Below are 16,020 nucleotides of genomic sequence, written 5' to 3' on the forward strand. Positions count from 1 at the left end.
ACCGCTTCAATCCCTAACCCAGATTCGTTTATTGGTTTGAGATTTTAGCTCCGTTGAATAATTTACCTTCCGCAGATACTATATATTGCTCATCGGCAGAAAGACCTGAAAGTACTTCTACTTGGTCGCCAAAAGTTCTTCCTAAACGCAACCAACGTAGAAGTGCAGTATTGCTTTGGCTAACCGTATAAATGCCCGTTAATTGACCATTCTTTACTACAGCTTCGATAGGAATCATAATAGCGGAATTAGTTGTCTTACGAGCAACAGGAAATTGTACAGTTGCGTACATACCTGATAGTATCTGTGCATCTGTTTTATCAATAATCACCTTTACCAAATATTGACCTCCGGTGTTTTTAGAAGATGTGCTAACCTCGCTCACTTTACCTTTTACATTCTTATTCAATGCTTTTATTTGTACGGTGACTTCACTGTAATTTTTAACGGCAAGAATTTCAGATTCTGGTACCATGGCCAAAACTTGATAATTACCTGGAGATTCTACCTCTAGTAAAGGCATACCTGGGTTTGCCATATCACCTGCATTTATAAACTTATTAGTGACCACACCGTCAAATGGAGCACGAATATTCGCATAGCCCATTTGTGCGTTTACCCCATTCCTCATTTGTTTAGCAGACTCTAATCTTGCTTTCGCCATGGTATAGTTGGCAGTGATATCGTCTAACTCTTTTTGTGAGGCGCTGTTTTCTTTAAATAAAGAAGTGTAGCGATTATAGTCTTTTTCAGCATTGGTATAAGCGGCTTCAGCTTCGGTAATACCTGCATTTACTTGGGCTAGTTGGGCTGAAACATCTGCATTGTTGACACTCATTAATAATTGTCCGTCACGAACTTTATCACCAACACCAACATATATTTTATCTACATAACCCATCATTCGAGTACTGATATTTGCACTCTTTACTGCTTCTATTTTTCCACTTACCGTTAAAAAAGGACTACTGTTATCTTCTGAAACCGTCTTTACTTTAACGTTTACAGCGGGCGAATTATCGATTACCTCTTTTTTATCTTCGCTACCACAACTAGAGATTAGAATTGTTGTTCCTAAAATTGCTGTGATTATATATTTTTTATTTTTCATCTTTTAATTGGTATTAAGTACTTATCAAAGTATTGGTAATATTTTTTTCTAATCGTTTCTATTCTTCCATTAAAAATTTCAAATAGGCCAAGGCATAGTTATGTTGAAAAATGGTACTGTAATATTCTAACTGTTTTTGAGAGAATTGGGTTTCTGACAGTAATAAATCTGTAGTTTTTTCTAAGCCTTGCTTAAAACGGTTGGTGCGTATACGCAGTGATTCTTCAGATTGTTCAAGGGCTAGTTTTGTAAGCTTTAATTTGTTCTTTGCATCTGCTAGTCCTCTTTTAGCTTTGTTGAGCTCTAATTGACTTTCAGACTTGTATTGTTCTAATTGTAATTTAGATTTGTCATATTCAGCTTTGCTCTTTTGAGATTTTCCAAAACGCTTACTACCTTCAAAAAGATTCCATTTTAATTCTGCTCCGAATAAATAACCTTGAGCCTGACCTTGAAAAATTTCATTATCATGAAGTTCGTAAGTGCCGAAAGCATTTAAACGAGGTAAGAATGCCATTTGGTCTGCTTTATGAATTTGACGATATGCTTCGGTAGCTGAGTTCATGGCCAAAATATCTTTTCTATTTTCAGATAAGCTTTCAGGCGTATTGGAAGTAAAGCTAACTATGGATAATGAATCGGAAGGTTTTAGAATTTCATTTTCATCCGAATTCATCAAAACCGATACGTAGTTACTGGTATTTAAAATAGTACTCTTTGCATATTGTAACTGATTATCAATTTCGGTTACTCTTACTTCTACAGCTAATACATCTGATTTTTGTAAATAACCCTGCTTAAAACTGTTCTCAGCAATACGCTTGTTTTCTAATGCTGTTTCTTGGGCCTTCTGTAAAACTGTTACCGTTTTATATGCGAGTTGCAATTGCATATAGGCTTTTTCAACTTCTAGCGCTAGGTAATCTTCAGTGCGACCAGATTGTAATTCAGTAGCGTTCCATTTTGCCTTTGCCGCTTTACGTTGAAAAATCCCATCGAAATTCAAGAGTGGTTGCTGCACTTCGACCCGTGTTGCAAAGTCTTCGATTTGTCTAGGGTCATTCAATAGGCTAGGATTAAAATCAGCCGCGGTTAAAATTTCCTGATTTAGTTTAGAGCCAAAGGCCATTAAAGGATTCGTAGTGGCAATAGCTGTATGGGAAACACTGACATTGGGTAATAAAACAGCATTAGTCTGATTATAATCCCCCTTCGCAGATAGTACATCTTGTTGTGCTATTTTTAGTGTGTTATTACGCTCTTTAACCTTAGCTAACACTTCATCTTTTGTAATAGACTTCGTTTCTTGTGTAAGTCCCGAATAAAAGACGAGTAATAATAAAAATCCTAATTTATACTTCATCGTATTCATTTATTTAATGCAAAATTAAGGTGGTAAAACAGGCTACACAGTAACAAATGTTACCGATGAATTTAAATAGCGCTTGGGAGCTAATGTAATATTCATCTATGCCAATTTTTACTAGTGAAACAAATATATAGCGGTGTTTTTTGGCTATAAATGACTACCATCATCTAACTTAAGTTTTTATGAATATTCCACAATAATTATAATGAAAAAGGGCATTCCTATTATAGAAACACCTTTTACCATCCAAACCAAAAATGATATATTAAAAACAAACTATTTTTTTGCTGTAGTATTAAACCAGTAACTGATACCGGCAGAAAAATAGAAAGTACTTTCCAATTCTTCAGAGATGACCATATCTTCAGTCGTAATGGTTGCGCTTGACTGGGGTATGGACAAAACCGGGGTAAGTGAAAAAATATACTGTTTATAGTAGTATTGTAGGGGTAGGCTTAATTCAACATTCAAAATATTGAATTGAGAGACATCTTGAATTTCTACTAAGGTCGAAACCGTGGTTGGCGACTCATTTATACTTTGCCCTTTACCCAGACTTTTTCGATTTCCTAGTCTACTTGTACTATAATATTCTTGATAGAAATGTTGGGAACCTGCATAAATTGCTATGGTAGGATTGATTAAAAACTGCTTATCATTGCTAAAAAAAAGGTGATTTAAAGTTACCCCTGTAAAAATATCGGCAGAACTACCATCATTGAAAAAGGTGCTCGCTAGTAGCGAAACTTCCAAAAACTTAAGATCATAGCTAAGAAAACCAGAAATATCGGCCACAACGGAAGATTTTACGTTGTAGCTATCCTCATTAAAAAAATACGCTGTTGCAGAAATACCACCATTTATGCTTTCAGCATGTGACATATATCCTAGACTTCCTAAAAATAAATCTACCCGATTCTCTTCAGAACCTACGAGGTAAGATGCAGAGGCATCCATATAGAAACCCGACTTATCAAAATAGCCTATAGAAGGAAAAATATATGGTGCGGCAATTGAATCGCGCCTTCCCATAAAAACTGCATCGTTGACGAAACTGACATCCATTAAAACATAGGACTCATCATTATCAGATTTTTCTTTAACAGACTGTTGATTGTTTTGTGCAACAAGACCTGTTGTTATCCATAAGGCGATAAATAAATTGAGTAAAAATCTTATTTTCATGACTATGACAGCTTATATTTTAAAATGGGTCTTTAGCATTATTGAGATACTAAAGACCCATTCAATTATTAATTAGAGGACTTTTTGCCTATCTTCTTTTTTGTAGAAGGTTTTTTTGTGCCTTTTTTAATCATTTTATTTGTACTCATGTTTTTTTGTACCATCATTTTACGATGTTGGTACATGTTGTTGAACTTTGCACCATCCATGTTAATACATTCACCATCTTGTAGTCTCAGTTGTTTTTGCTGGGCATTTTGGTAACTACCATCTGGGTTTACGACAATCCCATCGCCCAGAGCAACTTGATTTTGAATTTGATTTTGCTCACGATTTCGAATTTGAAAGGCTTCTCCATCTATCATCATTATTTGGAATCTATTCTGGTTGCGTTCCTGAATTTGCGCATCGGTCAAGCCTTTGTTTTCTTGTTTTACCTTATACCTATATTGATATTCATTGCGGTATTTTACACCATCATTGTCCAAACATTCGCCATCTTGAAGGCGTAAGCGATTTCGATCTCTAGTTATATATGACCCATCAGGGTTTACAAGGGTACCATCATTTAGGGTTAAGGGATCTTGCAATCGTATTTGATCTCGATCACGAATTTGTAGTACATCGCCATCGACCAACATTAAGCGGTCTTGATCTCTATCTTGATCTTGAGCGGTTATTGAAGTAGTTCCTAGAACCATAAATGCAGCTAAAAAAAGTGCTTTTTTCATTATACTATATTTTAAATTTATAATGGTATAAAAGTATTGTTCTGAAATAATATGCAAAATGACTTAGGTCATGTAAAGCCAATAAATACAGGGTTTTATGTAACATTTGTTACATAAAAATGCTCTTTCATGAATGAAAGAGCATTGATAAGTATATAACAGTGAACCAGAGAAAATAATCAGTTGTAAATTATAAAATATTTAGAATGTTTATCGTCCACATTGTTCATTGGAGTCGCTTATGATAAGCTCATATTCTTCAACTGTCAAAAATTGTGGGGTATATGAATTCCCGGTATTTTCTAATGCCGAAACAAAACTTCTCAAGTGATTACGAGAGCCACATTGAAGACTTTCAAAAACCGAGATTAATGCTGTATTCGAAGTGGCATTTATATAATCTTGAAGATCAACAATGTCCAAATCTTCAATGGTGGCACCTACCTTAAGTGCTTGCGTCATACTCATGGTTCCGTCAGTAATAAACTCATCATAAAGATTCTGAATTTCTTGGTTTGTAAATACCCCTTCAGGCTGAACAGTAAAGTCAATACCAAACGTATCTAATAAATTGGCAACTGCGTTTAAATGTGACTGCTCACTGATTTGAATATTGGAAAATTGGTTGATACCCCATAATTCGTCCAAATAGATGTAGGTGTCTCGAGCCAATTTTTCTTCCTCCAACATAAAAAGCAAAGCTTCTTTATCTTCAAGTGAAATAGCTGTATTTTGTTGATTATCTAATGTTATGTCCGTTTCATCATTCTCACACGACATAGACCAACTTGCTGTAAAAAGTGTAATAACAGCTAATGAAATTCTTGTATTAACTAAACTTTTCATAACCTTTATATTTAAATTCAGGACTAAGTTCTTGAAAAACAAAAAGGTACACAGTTACTTTAGTTACATAAACAGTTACTTACTGTTGCTTTAAATTACTTTAAACCACAAATATATAAATGGGAATTGAGTTGTTTTTTAGTAGATTTCATTAACGTATTGAATAACAATCTGCCCATTAAGCAATCAATAAATCTATTGTTTAGAGGTAATTGCGCAAGTACCACTAATACAACTAATTTCAGCGTAATATAAATTACCCTGATAGAGCACCGATTGTAACACCAATTGTAGTTAAAATAATTGCTTTTTTATTATTAATTATTAGCCTTTCGTGTTCCTCCGTGACCGCCAGCCACAATAAGCATTATTTTAATGCTCAACCAAATGAACTTAAAAAATTGAATTATAGGGTTCATCATATAAAAGCGTTTTGATTTCGATATTCTCTGTGTCATTTCTTTTGGTTTTAAGCTTTATTGATTTAAGTTTTAAAAGATTGTCCTTTAAGACTATTCGGGAATCAGCCACCAGAAAGGTCTCATTTTCGCCTTATAGATAAACGCGTAATGCAAAGCTAATTTCAGCCAATGCCCTGCCAATCCAATTTCACCAAAGGTCTTGCTCAGTTTTCGCCCTTGAGTATCGGGGTATTTATTATAATCGGGCACAATAGGATATGTTGTAATACTGATACCACTTCCTTTGGTCATTCCGTATCCTGCCGAGGCAATACATGCTGCTCCCATGTTACCCATAGAACCCTTATGATGTAAATTCTTTTTTCCGTTGATTGCATCAATAATATTATCAGCAACCAATTTTGCTGTAATTCCAGATGGCATTCCTGTTCTTGGTGGAGAAGGTGAAATGGAAGTCCCGTTTTTGCTTACCCTAGGTTTAGAAATCGCATGAGGTGGTGCAAACGCAATACCTGGAGCAAAAATATTTTTGTAGGACGGATTTTGATAGGTCTCAGGCCAATCTTGCACACTCCATTCTTCATAAGGTTTTGGCGTATAATCGGCATCAACTATCATAAAGCCTTTAAAGAGTTTTTCTGTAATGTCTTGATTGTTTTTATCAAATGCTTTAAAACCATGCCCTGAAAATGCCGGAATAAGCATGGCAAAATCGTATGTTTCAGAATGGTATTCACCATCTAGTGTTTCATAATGAGCTACACCATCTTCTATTTTGTTAACGCCAGCACCAATAATCCATTTTATTCCACGGTCTTCGAAGACCATTTCAACCATTTCGCTAGATTTCATAATATTGTTCCCGTAACTGAGTAGCATTCCATCCATACCAAAATCACCTAACTCTGGCTCATTGGCTATCCACACTATTTCTGCCTTATTACGTACATTATGTCGTCTCAGCTCCTGTTCTACATTTAGTATATATTCAAATGCCGCTCCTTGACATGTGGATTTCGCATGGCCTGTACCAATTAAAATTTTAGCCTTTTTACCTTGTTTCATTTGTTGAATCAAATCATTTAGAGCACCCCAAGCATGTTCAGCATGTGTATAGGTACAGACGGAATACGCTTTGTTCGTTCCAGGGTTTAGTCCCTCTGTCATATCAAATGCCAATTTTGGTCCCGTGGCATTTATTAAATAATCGTAGGTTATTTTTTCGGTTTGGCCCTTTTTTTCACCAACAACGTATTCTACCTTTACAAAAGGTTTTTCGGTTTCATTATCCCCTTCGGGATGAAAAGTTGAAACTTTCGCCTGCTTATAACCAATTCCTTTTTTCTTGTACAAAGGTTGTAAAGGAAATAATATTTCTTCAGACTTCATTCTACCTATGCCCACCCAAATATTGGAAGGTATCCATTGATAGTTACTATTCGGTGAAACTACTAATACCTCATGTTGTTTAGACAACTTTCTACGGAGGTGTGCTGCGGCCACATGACCTGAGATCCCAGCACCTAATATGACTATTTTCGACATTGCATTCTATTTTGATTCTAATTTACCTTATGAATATTTTTTATGGAATGATATATATCACTAGAAAAGTGATCGTTATATTATTTTTGAAACCAATACTGCCCATTGCTTTTCAGAAATTGTTTTCTTCACAAGATTGCGGCAATTGATTTTTTCTCTAAAATTTGGGTTCGTATACTATTAATTTCCTCAAATTTGGCAAGTATATTTTCTTTGGTAAGCTCCATTAATAATGCTTCGTATATTTCCTTTTCCATAATGATAATGGCGTTGGCCATTGCCATCATTTTTGGATGATTTTCTTCGCTCCAATTATCAAGTATGGTTTTTTGTGATGGCGTAATACTCAATTCGGCAATATTGGCATTAATAACGCTCATATAATTAGGTACAGGGTTAACATGGGTTATAACATCCATCATTTTAGTTCGCTCGTTAAAAGGATACTTTTTTTCATAGGCTAATACCAGAGTTTGCCATTGCTGAGGATCTAAATTGTCCATTATAAGCTGGCGGCAGTCTAATTTGGTTTTCGCGACCTGAATTCTCAAAATGTTAGTCTTTTGTGCTTGGTCCAATAGTTTTGCCATATCTGTCCCTTCAATAGAAAGTGTTTTTAACTCAATTTCCAAGTCGGCTATTTTTCTATTTATATCGGCAACTTTTGATTGGTGTTCTGTTCGCCACTCAGTAAAAAGTTGTAGTTGTACGTCTGTAAGATTAAGTCCATTATTTTCAGCAAATACAATTTTCATGAAATTTGGACCTGGAAAATAATTTTCAATATTTACTTCTTTGGTCTTATATATGATAGGTTCAAAGGACTCATTGTTTACTGTCGAGTTTTCTTCGGTACTATTCGATTGCTTTTGCTTACAAGAAATGATTAGACCAATGGTAAGAGTCAAAAAAAGTAGTTTTGTTTTTTTTATAACACTCATGGTTTCTAGGTTTTAATCAAAGTTCTTACTTACCTAGAACACCTACAGTTACTATTGTTACATATAGGTTTTAGTTCATTTTTTTATAAATAAAAACTCTTATTTTTGATTATTTGCGCGAAGTGCCAAACTTGGATAGGGCTTTCCAAAAACCAAAACACTTTCAATAACATGCCAACTAGTGTTATTGATTATTATCATATTTCAATTTGAATTGAATATTTAATTTTGAGGAAATTATTTAAGAGAGTTGCGTAATGAGAGGAAATTCCAATACCCTAATCTATATTATTGCCGGCATTGTTCTGCTTCATTTTGTTGTTGGTTTCATTTGGCTTATGTATAAGCTAAATAAGAAAAAAGAAAAAGAAGATTAATTTATTAAAGACCTAATCTAAACCTTATTGATTATGTCATGTGGATGACATAAAAGAGCAGTATACTATGTATACTTTTCTTATTTATTCCCAACATTAACACGTAACTAATGGCAAATCAAGAGGTTTTTGAATTCCTTAGCTAGGGTTTAGTGGCTAGTAACTGGTATCGTCTAATTGTACTTTTCCATTAAAAGTTTTATAAAGAAAAATAAGATAACCCGCTAATAATGGCGCACCTACAACAACCATGGTTAACATAATACCCAAAGACTTTTGAGAGGATGCTGCGTTATATATGGTAACACTGTAAGTTGGGCCTATAGTTGAGGGCAATAAAACAGGATATAACTGAAAGGCCACCAACATTAATAAAAACGCCATTGTCATAGATGAAAACAGTAATGCCTGAAAATACCTTTTCTTGGAGACTAATCTTGGAACATTGGCTACTGCTAAAAATGCCAAAATGGGTAAAACAAAAAACAACGGCTGTTCTTTAAATTTATCGGTAACACCGTGTATGAATATTAAGGTATACAAAGAAGTTATTGCGAAACTTGTAATAAAAAAAATCATTCCTTTTTTTAGTAAGAAGGTTAATCTGGCATGTAACCGTCCTTCCGTTTTTAAGAGTAGGAAAATAGCCCCTTGTGTCATAAACAAAGAAAGTGTTGTAAAGCCGGTCATAATTGCATACGGACTTAGGAAGGAAAAGAATATGCCTCCTTTATAACTGAAGTTTTCACCTAATTCAAATCCTTGTAATATATTTCCTAGTACAACACCTAGTAGAAAAGCTATTAAAACATTAGACACGAAATAAACAATATCCCATGTTTTTCGCCACCATAACATCTTTTCAGCACTTCTAAACTTAATTGCAGAAGAACGCAAGACCAACAAAAGTAAAAACAACATGAACGGAATATACATGGCAGATAGCATGGTGGCATACATTACCGGGAAACCTGCAAACAATGCCCCACCACCTATAATAAGCCACACTTGGTTAGCATCCCATAACGGACCAATGGCATTGATGGCAATACGCCTGCTTAAATCTTTTTTGAAAAAAAGATGCCACGAACCTGCACCATAGTCGAATCCTTCTAAAACTGCATAACCAGAAAATAATAATCCAACGACTAAATACCAAAGGGTAGGGTAATCTATACCTAAAAAAGTTTCCATAATCTGCGATTAAACGTGTTTTAAAAATTCATCAGGATTTTTAGCTTCATCGTACGGACCGTTCTTTATTTTTTTATTTACCGAATAAATAAACAATAGGAATAGTACGGCGTAAACGTTTAAAAAGAGTATCAACGAAAATAGAATTTGGTTAGCCGATACTTCTTGCGAAAACCCTTCATCTGTTCTTAAATGTCCGTAAACAATCCACGGTTGTCTTCCCATTTCTGCAGCAAACCAGCCTACTTGATTTGCTATCTGCGGTAACAATACGGCGAACGCAAAAATATGTAAAAGCCATTTTTTATCGAATAAAGTGCCTCGCCACCATAAAAAACTGGCATACAGCGTTAAGGCAATTAAAAACATTCCGATTGAAATCATTATATGATAAAACTGAAAGACAGCATTTACTTGACCTGGACGTTCATTTTCAGGAAAGGCATTTAAACCCGTAATAGGAGCCTCAAAATCTTGATTAACGAGAAACGATAAGCCACCAGGTAGCTTTATTCCTGTAACTTCTTGCGTTTCATTATCTACCCAGCCAAATAAGTACAGATCGGCAGGGGCAGATTTTTCGTAATGCCCTTCCATAGCAGCCAATTTTGCAGGTTGATTTACCGCAACACCATCAGCAGAACTGTGCCCTGAAAGTAGTTGAGTTAATGAAAAGATGGTTGCTACCGCAAGAGCAATTTTAAAAGCTTTTTTTGAGATTTCAACATATCTACCTTTCAATAAATAATATGCATGTACACTTAATACTAAGAAAGCACCTGCTAAAAGGGCTCCTTGCCACACATGAATAACCCTATCAACACTAGATGGATTAAATACCATTGCCCAAAAATCTGTTACTTCCGCTCTGGCATTAAAACCTTCGCCTACAATATGATAACCTGCAGGTGTTTGCTGCCAGCTATTCGCTACAACAATCCAAACTGCAGAAAACATTGAGCCCAAAAAAACCATTATAGTTGATAAGAAGTGAACCTTAGGCGATACGCGGTTCCACCCGAAAAGTAATATACCTAAAAAGGTACTTTCCAAACCAAAAGCAAACAAACCTTCGGCTGCTAAAGCGCTACCAAAAATATCGCCAACGTACCTTGAATAAACGGCCCAATTGGTACCAAATTCAAATTCCATAATAATACCGGTAGCAACACCAATACCAAAGGTTATAGCAAATATTTTTAACCAAAAACGGGTTAAGATTTCATATTGTTTATTTCCTGTTTTTAGGTATAAACCTTCCATTATTACCATAATAAGACCAATTCCTATACTTAACGGCGGATATATGTAGTGAAAGGCAATAGTAAAAGCGAATTGGATACGGGCAAGAATTTCTACATCCATAAGGCGAATTTTTTACAAAACTATTAAAATGCTTCTTTTAGCTAGGTAACATCGGTTACAAATAGATTAAAAGAAATCAAAAAATAAGTTTTAATTACTTAAGACAAACAGTGATTTATCAATAATCATTTTAAATTTTAGTGGAAAAAATAATTTGGATAAGTATGTTTTAATCAAAAGAAATCCCTGAAAACGGTATCAGCAAATTTCAGGGATTTAAGAATTTATATATGAAATTAATCTTTGTATGCAGATAGCATCCAGACTAATTTTTCTTGTTGTACAATATAATCGCTCATTAAAGAAACGGTACCTTCATCTTCGGCCTCGGCAGCAATTTTGAGTGTTGCTCTTTCTTTTTTCAATAAGATGCTTAAGCTCTCTAAAATAGTATCTATAGCATTATCTCCATCAACCACATTCTCAATGGCTTTTATTTCAGAATTTTCGATATACTTTTCAAAAGTATGTATAGGGGTATTGCTTAATGTTAATACACGTTCGGCAATTTCATCGACCTTAACTAATGCATCATTGTACAATTCCTCGAATTTAAGATGAAGTTCAAAAAAATTCTTTCCTTTAATGTTCCAATGAAAACCTCTTAGATTCATATAGAACATTTGATAGTTAGATAGCACATCATTTAAATGGTTTGCAATGTCGTTCGAGCTTTTTTTGTCTAATCCGATGTTTGATAAACTTGTATATGTCATGGTTTCTATAATTTAAGAAGTTATACTGATAATAGATTATATTTATCTGATGTTTAATATTTAATAAATTTAATCTATAGTTTAAATATTTCTAGTAACCTAAGTTACATATAGGTATTTTTAACATTTTTTAACAAATCACTGATGGTTTAAATGACCCTTTTGTAAAAAGTATTTAAATTATAATATTTCACATTATGTGACTAAAGTCACATTTTGAAACAGTTTTGGTTATTAATTTTGCCGCATGAGATTGTCTGGTTTTACCATATCGACTTTATTTGTGATCATTTCTCTGGCGAGTAGTCTTAAGACGGCTAGTGTTTTGAGTTATTACGCATTGTTTACAGATGATTTTGTAGAAAGATTTTGTGAAAATACGGCTCGACCAGAAATGAAATGTGATGGTAAATGTGCTTTGTCAAAAATGTTACTACAAGAAACTGAAGATGAGAAAACACCGGTTAATATAGATTGGTTGAAAACTGAAACCATATTATTTGTAGCTCCACTAATTTCTTTTGATTTTTTGAAGTTGCCCCAAACAGAATTAAATGAACTACAGTATAGTGTTCTTTATGATTTTCACTTTTCAGAACGCATAATTCACCCTCCCCAATTTTAGGAATTTTTTTCACGATTTAATTTAGCCAATACCATTATTTATGGTGCTTTGGCAGTATTTCTATATATCATAAAAAGATTCATAAATGAACCCAAAATATTTTTGGGTGCTCTCAGTATTACTATTGGGGCACCTTGTAAACGCACAAAACTTTAAAGGTCAAATTATATCAGAAATAAATAAGGAACCATTGGCGGGTGCTCACATTCTAACCGAAAATGGACTGGCGACCTACTCCGATACTAATGGTAATTTCGAAATAAATATAGCCTTAGATAATACCACGTTGACTATTTCCTTTATGGGGTATAAAACATTTAAACAACAGGTATCAACAAGTAATGAACGCATTATTTTTTTAATGGAAGAGGCTCCTATAATTATAAATGGAGTTATGGTTACCGGTAATTCGAAAACAGACCCTATACTTTTCTTAGAGACTAATGATTATGTCAAGAAAATAGTACAGCCGAGAAATGTAGCCGATTTGTTTCAAGATATTAACGGATTTTCATTGATAAAAAGGGGAAATTATGCTATTGATCCCAGTTTTAGGGCTACACAATATGAGCAGTTGAATATTCAATTCGATGGTGGTACCAAGGCTATGAATGCTTGCCCCAATCGTATGGATCCCATTACTACACATGTTATTCCTGAAGAAATCGAGAAAATTGAAATTATAAAAGGACCTTACACAGTACGTTATGGTGCTACTTTTGGCGGTATTGTTAATATGGTAACCCAAAAACCTACAACCGAAGATTACGGGCTTCATGGTAGTATAGATGGAGGGTATGAAAGTAATGGCAGCTCTATTGTATCAATGGCGCGATTACAGCAAGCCACAGAGAAGTATGATATTGTCGGTAATGTTGGTTTTCGTGATTTTGGAAATTATAAGGATGGTGATGGCGTAGAGATTCCTTCCTCTTTTAGAAGCTTGGATTATGGAATTAAAACTGGTGTCAATTTTAATGAAAACCAACGTCTACAAGCGCATTGGAGACAATCGTATGGTCGCGATGTTTTACATGCAGGTTTACCCATGGATACCGAGGAGGATAACAGTAGTATTCTTTCTTTAGATTATAAATTTAAAGGCTTAACCGGTTTGGTTGAAAATATAGATGCAAAAATCTATTACAGTTATGTCGACCATATCATGAGTAATAAAGAACGCCCAAGTTTTATGATGACTGACGCATTGTCTGAAATAGATGCTACCACAGCGGGTGGTAAGTTAGAATTGAAATTAAAGCCTAATGAAAAAATGGCACTTTACACAGGTGTTGATTTTTTAGCTATTGCCAGGGATGGAAATCGCTCCAGGTTGGTTAAAAGAAATGCTATGGGAGTAGTATTGGCTGCACCAGTTCAGTTTATAGATAAGGTTTGGCAAGATTCTTATATCAACGATTTAGGAGTGTTTGTAGAAAGCAAATATCCGTTAACTTCAAAAACAATGGCTACAGTAGGGGTACGATATGACAACGTTACATCTGAAATAAAAGACCCAGCAGAAGATTTTGAAGCGTTATATCCAAATTTAGATAAGCGAACAGAACATAATATTAGTGGAACCGCATCTATAAAATATGCGCTATCCAATCAATTTATTATGGAGGTTGCCTATGGTAGGGGAGTTCGTTCTGCCAATATGATAGAACGCGTAATAAATCATTTCACTGTTGGGCAAGATGCTTATGAATATATTGGTAATCCAAATTTAGATGCCGAGGTTAACAATCAATTTGAAATTGGATTAAAGGGAAGTTTACCATTGTCTAATGCGAATACAGATAGGTTCAATTATAGTAGCTCCATTTACTATTCTTTATATGAGAATTATATAGTAGCTGTAATTGACGAGACACAAACTAGAAAATATATGCCTATGCTTGCACCAGTTAACCCCAAAGTGTTTCGCAATTTAGATGGTGCTTATAAAACAGGTTTTGAACTCAGTGGAGGAATTGATTTTTGGAATCATTTTAATTTCACAACTGCATTAGCCTATGTATATGCAAAAAATAAGGATTTACATGAGTCTTTGCCTTTAGTACCGCCGCTTACTACTCGGTTTAAACTTCAATTTGAAAAGGAGAAATTTTGGGTAAATGCAAATTATACGATTACCTCCAAACAAGATGATATTGCAATCTCATTTGGTGAACAGAGTACCCCAGGCTATGAAGTTTTGGATCTTCGTTTGGGCATAGTACCTCTAAAAAATGTGACGTTAGGTGTTGCCATGTTAAATGTCTTTGATAAAACGTATAACAATCATTTAAACTTTTCTTTCAATAATCAGGCAGAATTTAGAACGGTGCCCATTAATGATCCTGGCAGAAATGTAACAGCTTTTGCCCAATTTAAGTTTTAAAATATAAATATAATGGGGGCTACTAAAGGCCTCCATTATATTTATTTCCTAAAAAACGAATAACCGAGGCTTCCCCGATATGATAAATACCCTCGTTAAGTTGTATCGTTTTTTTCTCAAGAATTTGGAATTCAAGTCCTTTGAATTCGTTTTTTATTTCTTCGATAGAGAAAAGCATTTCTTCATTTTTAGGCCCACCAGAGGTTTTTCCCAACTGTTCTTTTGAGAATGCTTCAAAAATCACCTTACCGTTCGGTTTTACAAAATGGAGTAGATTTTTATTCGCCTTAGCTCTCATTGAACTCGGAAAATGTGTGTAACTTAATCCAAGTACATCAAACCTTTTATCTGTATCAAAGTTTAATACGTCTACCACTTGGTAATCGAGATGCAATCCATGGCTTTTAGCTAATATTTTTGCCTTTCTCATGGCCGATTCACTAAAATCAAATGCTGTCACCTCCCAACCTCTGTTTAGGGCATATAAGGCATTTCTACCCTCACCTTCGGCAGGTAGTAATATAGAACCTATTGACAATAGGTCTAATTGCTCTTTGAAAAAGATATTGGGAGATAACCCATATGCGTAGGCTTCTTCATCGTATCGATTATTCCAAAAGTCTTTCACCTTAATAGCTTTTAAGGTAATAGTGCATAACCTTTTAATTGATAATTGGTAAGCACCATCATCGCAGAAAGAGCTAATTCTGTATTTGGATCTAAATCTTCTTTAGTGATTCCTCTTGCAGCAGTGGCCTGGGCACAAACATATAACTCAACTCCATACTCTTTTAAGAGTTTCAATAACTCGGCATTAGGGTTGGCTTTCTCGTATTTTTCTTGATATTTAGCATCATTTAAAGAAGCAAATGTAGCACCACCGTGTATAGCAGCGACAATGTGTACTTTGTCTTGCGGAATTCCACCAGTGCCTAGCATATTAATTACTCGAGCTATTTTCCAAAGGCCAATATTTACACCATCCATTTCACGATCATCTTTTACATCAAAAACAAGATTATATGTCAAATTTTTGTCTGGTTGTGTGGCTACTTCTTTGAACTCCTTTATTTTTCCATATCCATCAATAATCGGTGTTGTCCATTCTTGGGCAGTGGTAAGATGTGTTGTCATTATTACAATTACGATTAATAGTGCTTTTTTCATGTGTTCGTTGAATTTAAATAACTGTTGTTTGGTTATGAAA

Annotated in this window: 15 protein-coding genes; 2 read left to right on the top strand and 13 right to left on the bottom strand. The window is 34.6% G+C overall.

Annotated features, from left to right (window positions below; all coding sequences use genetic code 11):
* Positions 1-28 precede the first annotated feature (28 nt).
* From AACZ49_RS14750 to AACZ49_RS14800, 11 genes are all read right to left on the bottom strand, one after another.
* Positions 29-1,111: an efflux RND transporter periplasmic adaptor subunit gene (locus AACZ49_RS14750; protein WP_339656480.1), complete on the bottom strand. Its 1,083-nt coding sequence runs from the start codon at positions 1,109-1,111 to the stop codon at positions 29-31.
* 58 nt (positions 1,112-1,169) lie between these two features.
* Positions 1,170-2,474 carry a TolC family protein gene (locus tag AACZ49_RS14755; RefSeq protein ID WP_339656483.1) on the bottom strand — a complete coding sequence of 435 codons (1,305 nt, stop codon included), beginning with the start codon at positions 2,472-2,474 and terminating at the stop codon, positions 1,170-1,172.
* A 282-nt stretch (positions 2,475-2,756) separates the two neighbouring features.
* On the bottom strand, positions 2,757-3,665 hold the full coding sequence (locus tag AACZ49_RS14760; RefSeq protein ID WP_339656486.1) for a hypothetical protein: 909 nt from the start codon (positions 3,663-3,665) through the stop codon (positions 2,757-2,759).
* A 68-nt stretch (positions 3,666-3,733) separates the two neighbouring features.
* Positions 3,734-4,396 (bottom strand): DUF6799 domain-containing protein, encoded by a 663-nt coding sequence (locus AACZ49_RS14765; RefSeq protein WP_339656489.1) that lies wholly within the window; start codon positions 4,394-4,396, stop codon positions 3,734-3,736.
* Between the two features lie 210 nt (positions 4,397-4,606).
* The gene (locus AACZ49_RS14770; RefSeq protein ID WP_339656492.1) at positions 4,607-5,242 is read right to left on the bottom strand and encodes a DUF2202 domain-containing protein; all 636 of its coding nucleotides are present in this window, start codon (positions 5,240-5,242) and stop codon (positions 4,607-4,609) included.
* Positions 5,243-5,559: 317 nt separating this feature from the next.
* Complete coding sequence (locus AACZ49_RS14775; protein WP_339627721.1) at positions 5,560-5,700, bottom strand: hypothetical protein; 141 nt, start codon at positions 5,698-5,700, stop codon at positions 5,560-5,562.
* A 54-nt stretch (positions 5,701-5,754) separates the two neighbouring features.
* Positions 5,755-7,209, bottom strand: a complete 1,455-nt coding sequence (locus tag AACZ49_RS14780; protein ID WP_339656495.1) for an FAD/NAD(P)-binding oxidoreductase — start codon at positions 7,207-7,209, stop codon at positions 5,755-5,757.
* A 128-nt stretch (positions 7,210-7,337) separates the two neighbouring features.
* Positions 7,338-8,150, bottom strand: coding sequence for a hypothetical protein (locus AACZ49_RS14785; RefSeq protein WP_339656498.1), 813 nt, complete (start codon positions 8,148-8,150; stop codon positions 7,338-7,340).
* A 533-nt stretch (positions 8,151-8,683) separates the two neighbouring features.
* Complete coding sequence (gene cydB, locus AACZ49_RS14790) at positions 8,684-9,721, bottom strand: cytochrome d ubiquinol oxidase subunit II (protein ID WP_339656500.1); 1,038 nt, start codon at positions 9,719-9,721, stop codon at positions 8,684-8,686.
* Positions 9,722-9,730: 9 nt separating this feature from the next.
* Positions 9,731-11,086 carry a cytochrome ubiquinol oxidase subunit I gene (locus AACZ49_RS14795; protein ID WP_339656503.1) on the bottom strand — a complete coding sequence of 452 codons (1,356 nt, stop codon included), beginning with the start codon at positions 11,084-11,086 and terminating at the stop codon, positions 9,731-9,733.
* A gap of 236 nt (positions 11,087-11,322) precedes the next feature.
* On the bottom strand, positions 11,323-11,802 hold the full coding sequence (locus AACZ49_RS14800) for a DNA starvation/stationary phase protection protein (protein WP_339656506.1): 480 nt from the start codon (positions 11,800-11,802) through the stop codon (positions 11,323-11,325).
* A 247-nt stretch (positions 11,803-12,049) separates the two neighbouring features.
* Here AACZ49_RS14800 and AACZ49_RS14805 point away from each other — a divergent pair, with 247 nt between their 5' ends.
* Together AACZ49_RS14805 and AACZ49_RS14810 are read left to right on the top strand one after the other, a co-directional pair.
* Entirely contained in the window at positions 12,050-12,427 is a 378-nt protein-coding gene (locus AACZ49_RS14805; RefSeq protein ID WP_339656509.1) for a hypothetical protein, read from the top strand.
* Between the two features lie 85 nt (positions 12,428-12,512).
* Positions 12,513-14,813 (top strand): TonB-dependent receptor, encoded by a 2,301-nt coding sequence (locus AACZ49_RS14810; protein ID WP_339656512.1) that lies wholly within the window; start codon positions 12,513-12,515, stop codon positions 14,811-14,813.
* A 22-nt stretch (positions 14,814-14,835) separates the two neighbouring features.
* Here AACZ49_RS14810 and AACZ49_RS14815 read toward each other — a convergent pair whose 3' ends face one another.
* Positions 14,836-15,441, bottom strand: a complete 606-nt coding sequence (locus AACZ49_RS14815) for a class I SAM-dependent methyltransferase (RefSeq protein ID WP_339656515.1) — start codon at positions 15,439-15,441, stop codon at positions 14,836-14,838.
* Positions 15,442-15,452: 11 nt separating this feature from the next.
* A complete protein-coding gene (locus tag AACZ49_RS14820; RefSeq protein ID WP_339656518.1) occupies positions 15,453-15,980 on the bottom strand; it encodes a DsrE family protein in 528 nt (175 codons plus the stop codon).
* Between the last annotated feature and the right edge of the window lie 40 nt (positions 15,981-16,020).

Source organism: uncultured Maribacter sp. (assembly GCF_963975365.1).
Taxonomy (GTDB): Bacteria; Bacteroidota; Bacteroidia; order Flavobacteriales; family Flavobacteriaceae; genus Maribacter.

Coding starts and splice junctions, on each gene's coding strand:
- cydB (WP_339656500.1), bottom strand. CDS start 9,721: ATGGAAACTTTTTTAGGTATAGATTACCCTACCCTTTGGTATTTAGTC.
- AACZ49_RS14785 (WP_339656498.1), bottom strand. CDS start 8,150: ATGAGTGTTATAAAAAAAACAAAACTACTTTTTTTGACTCTTACCATT.
- AACZ49_RS14800 (WP_339656506.1), bottom strand. CDS start 11,802: ATGACATATACAAGTTTATCAAACATCGGATTAGACAAAAAAAGCTCG.
- AACZ49_RS14810 (WP_339656512.1), top strand. CDS start 12,513: ATGAACCCAAAATATTTTTGGGTGCTCTCAGTATTACTATTGGGGCAC.
- AACZ49_RS14770 (WP_339656492.1), bottom strand. CDS start 5,242: ATGAAAAGTTTAGTTAATACAAGAATTTCATTAGCTGTTATTACACTT.
- AACZ49_RS14765 (WP_339656489.1), bottom strand. CDS start 4,396: ATGAAAAAAGCACTTTTTTTAGCTGCATTTATGGTTCTAGGAACTACT.
- AACZ49_RS14750 (WP_339656480.1), bottom strand. CDS start 1,111: ATGAAAAATAAAAAATATATAATCACAGCAATTTTAGGAACAACAATT.
- AACZ49_RS14755 (WP_339656483.1), bottom strand. CDS start 2,474: ATGAAGTATAAATTAGGATTTTTATTATTACTCGTCTTTTATTCGGGA.
- AACZ49_RS14775 (WP_339627721.1), bottom strand. CDS start 5,700: ATGACACAGAGAATATCGAAATCAAAACGCTTTTATATGATGAACCCT.
- AACZ49_RS14805 (WP_339656509.1), top strand. CDS start 12,050: ATGAGATTGTCTGGTTTTACCATATCGACTTTATTTGTGATCATTTCT.
- AACZ49_RS14760 (WP_339656486.1), bottom strand. CDS start 3,665: ATGAAAATAAGATTTTTACTCAATTTATTTATCGCCTTATGGATAACA.
- AACZ49_RS14780 (WP_339656495.1), bottom strand. CDS start 7,209: ATGTCGAAAATAGTCATATTAGGTGCTGGGATCTCAGGTCATGTGGCC.
- AACZ49_RS14820 (WP_339656518.1), bottom strand. CDS start 15,980: ATGAAAAAAGCACTATTAATCGTAATTGTAATAATGACAACACATCTT.
- AACZ49_RS14795 (WP_339656503.1), bottom strand. CDS start 11,086: ATGGATGTAGAAATTCTTGCCCGTATCCAATTCGCTTTTACTATTGCC.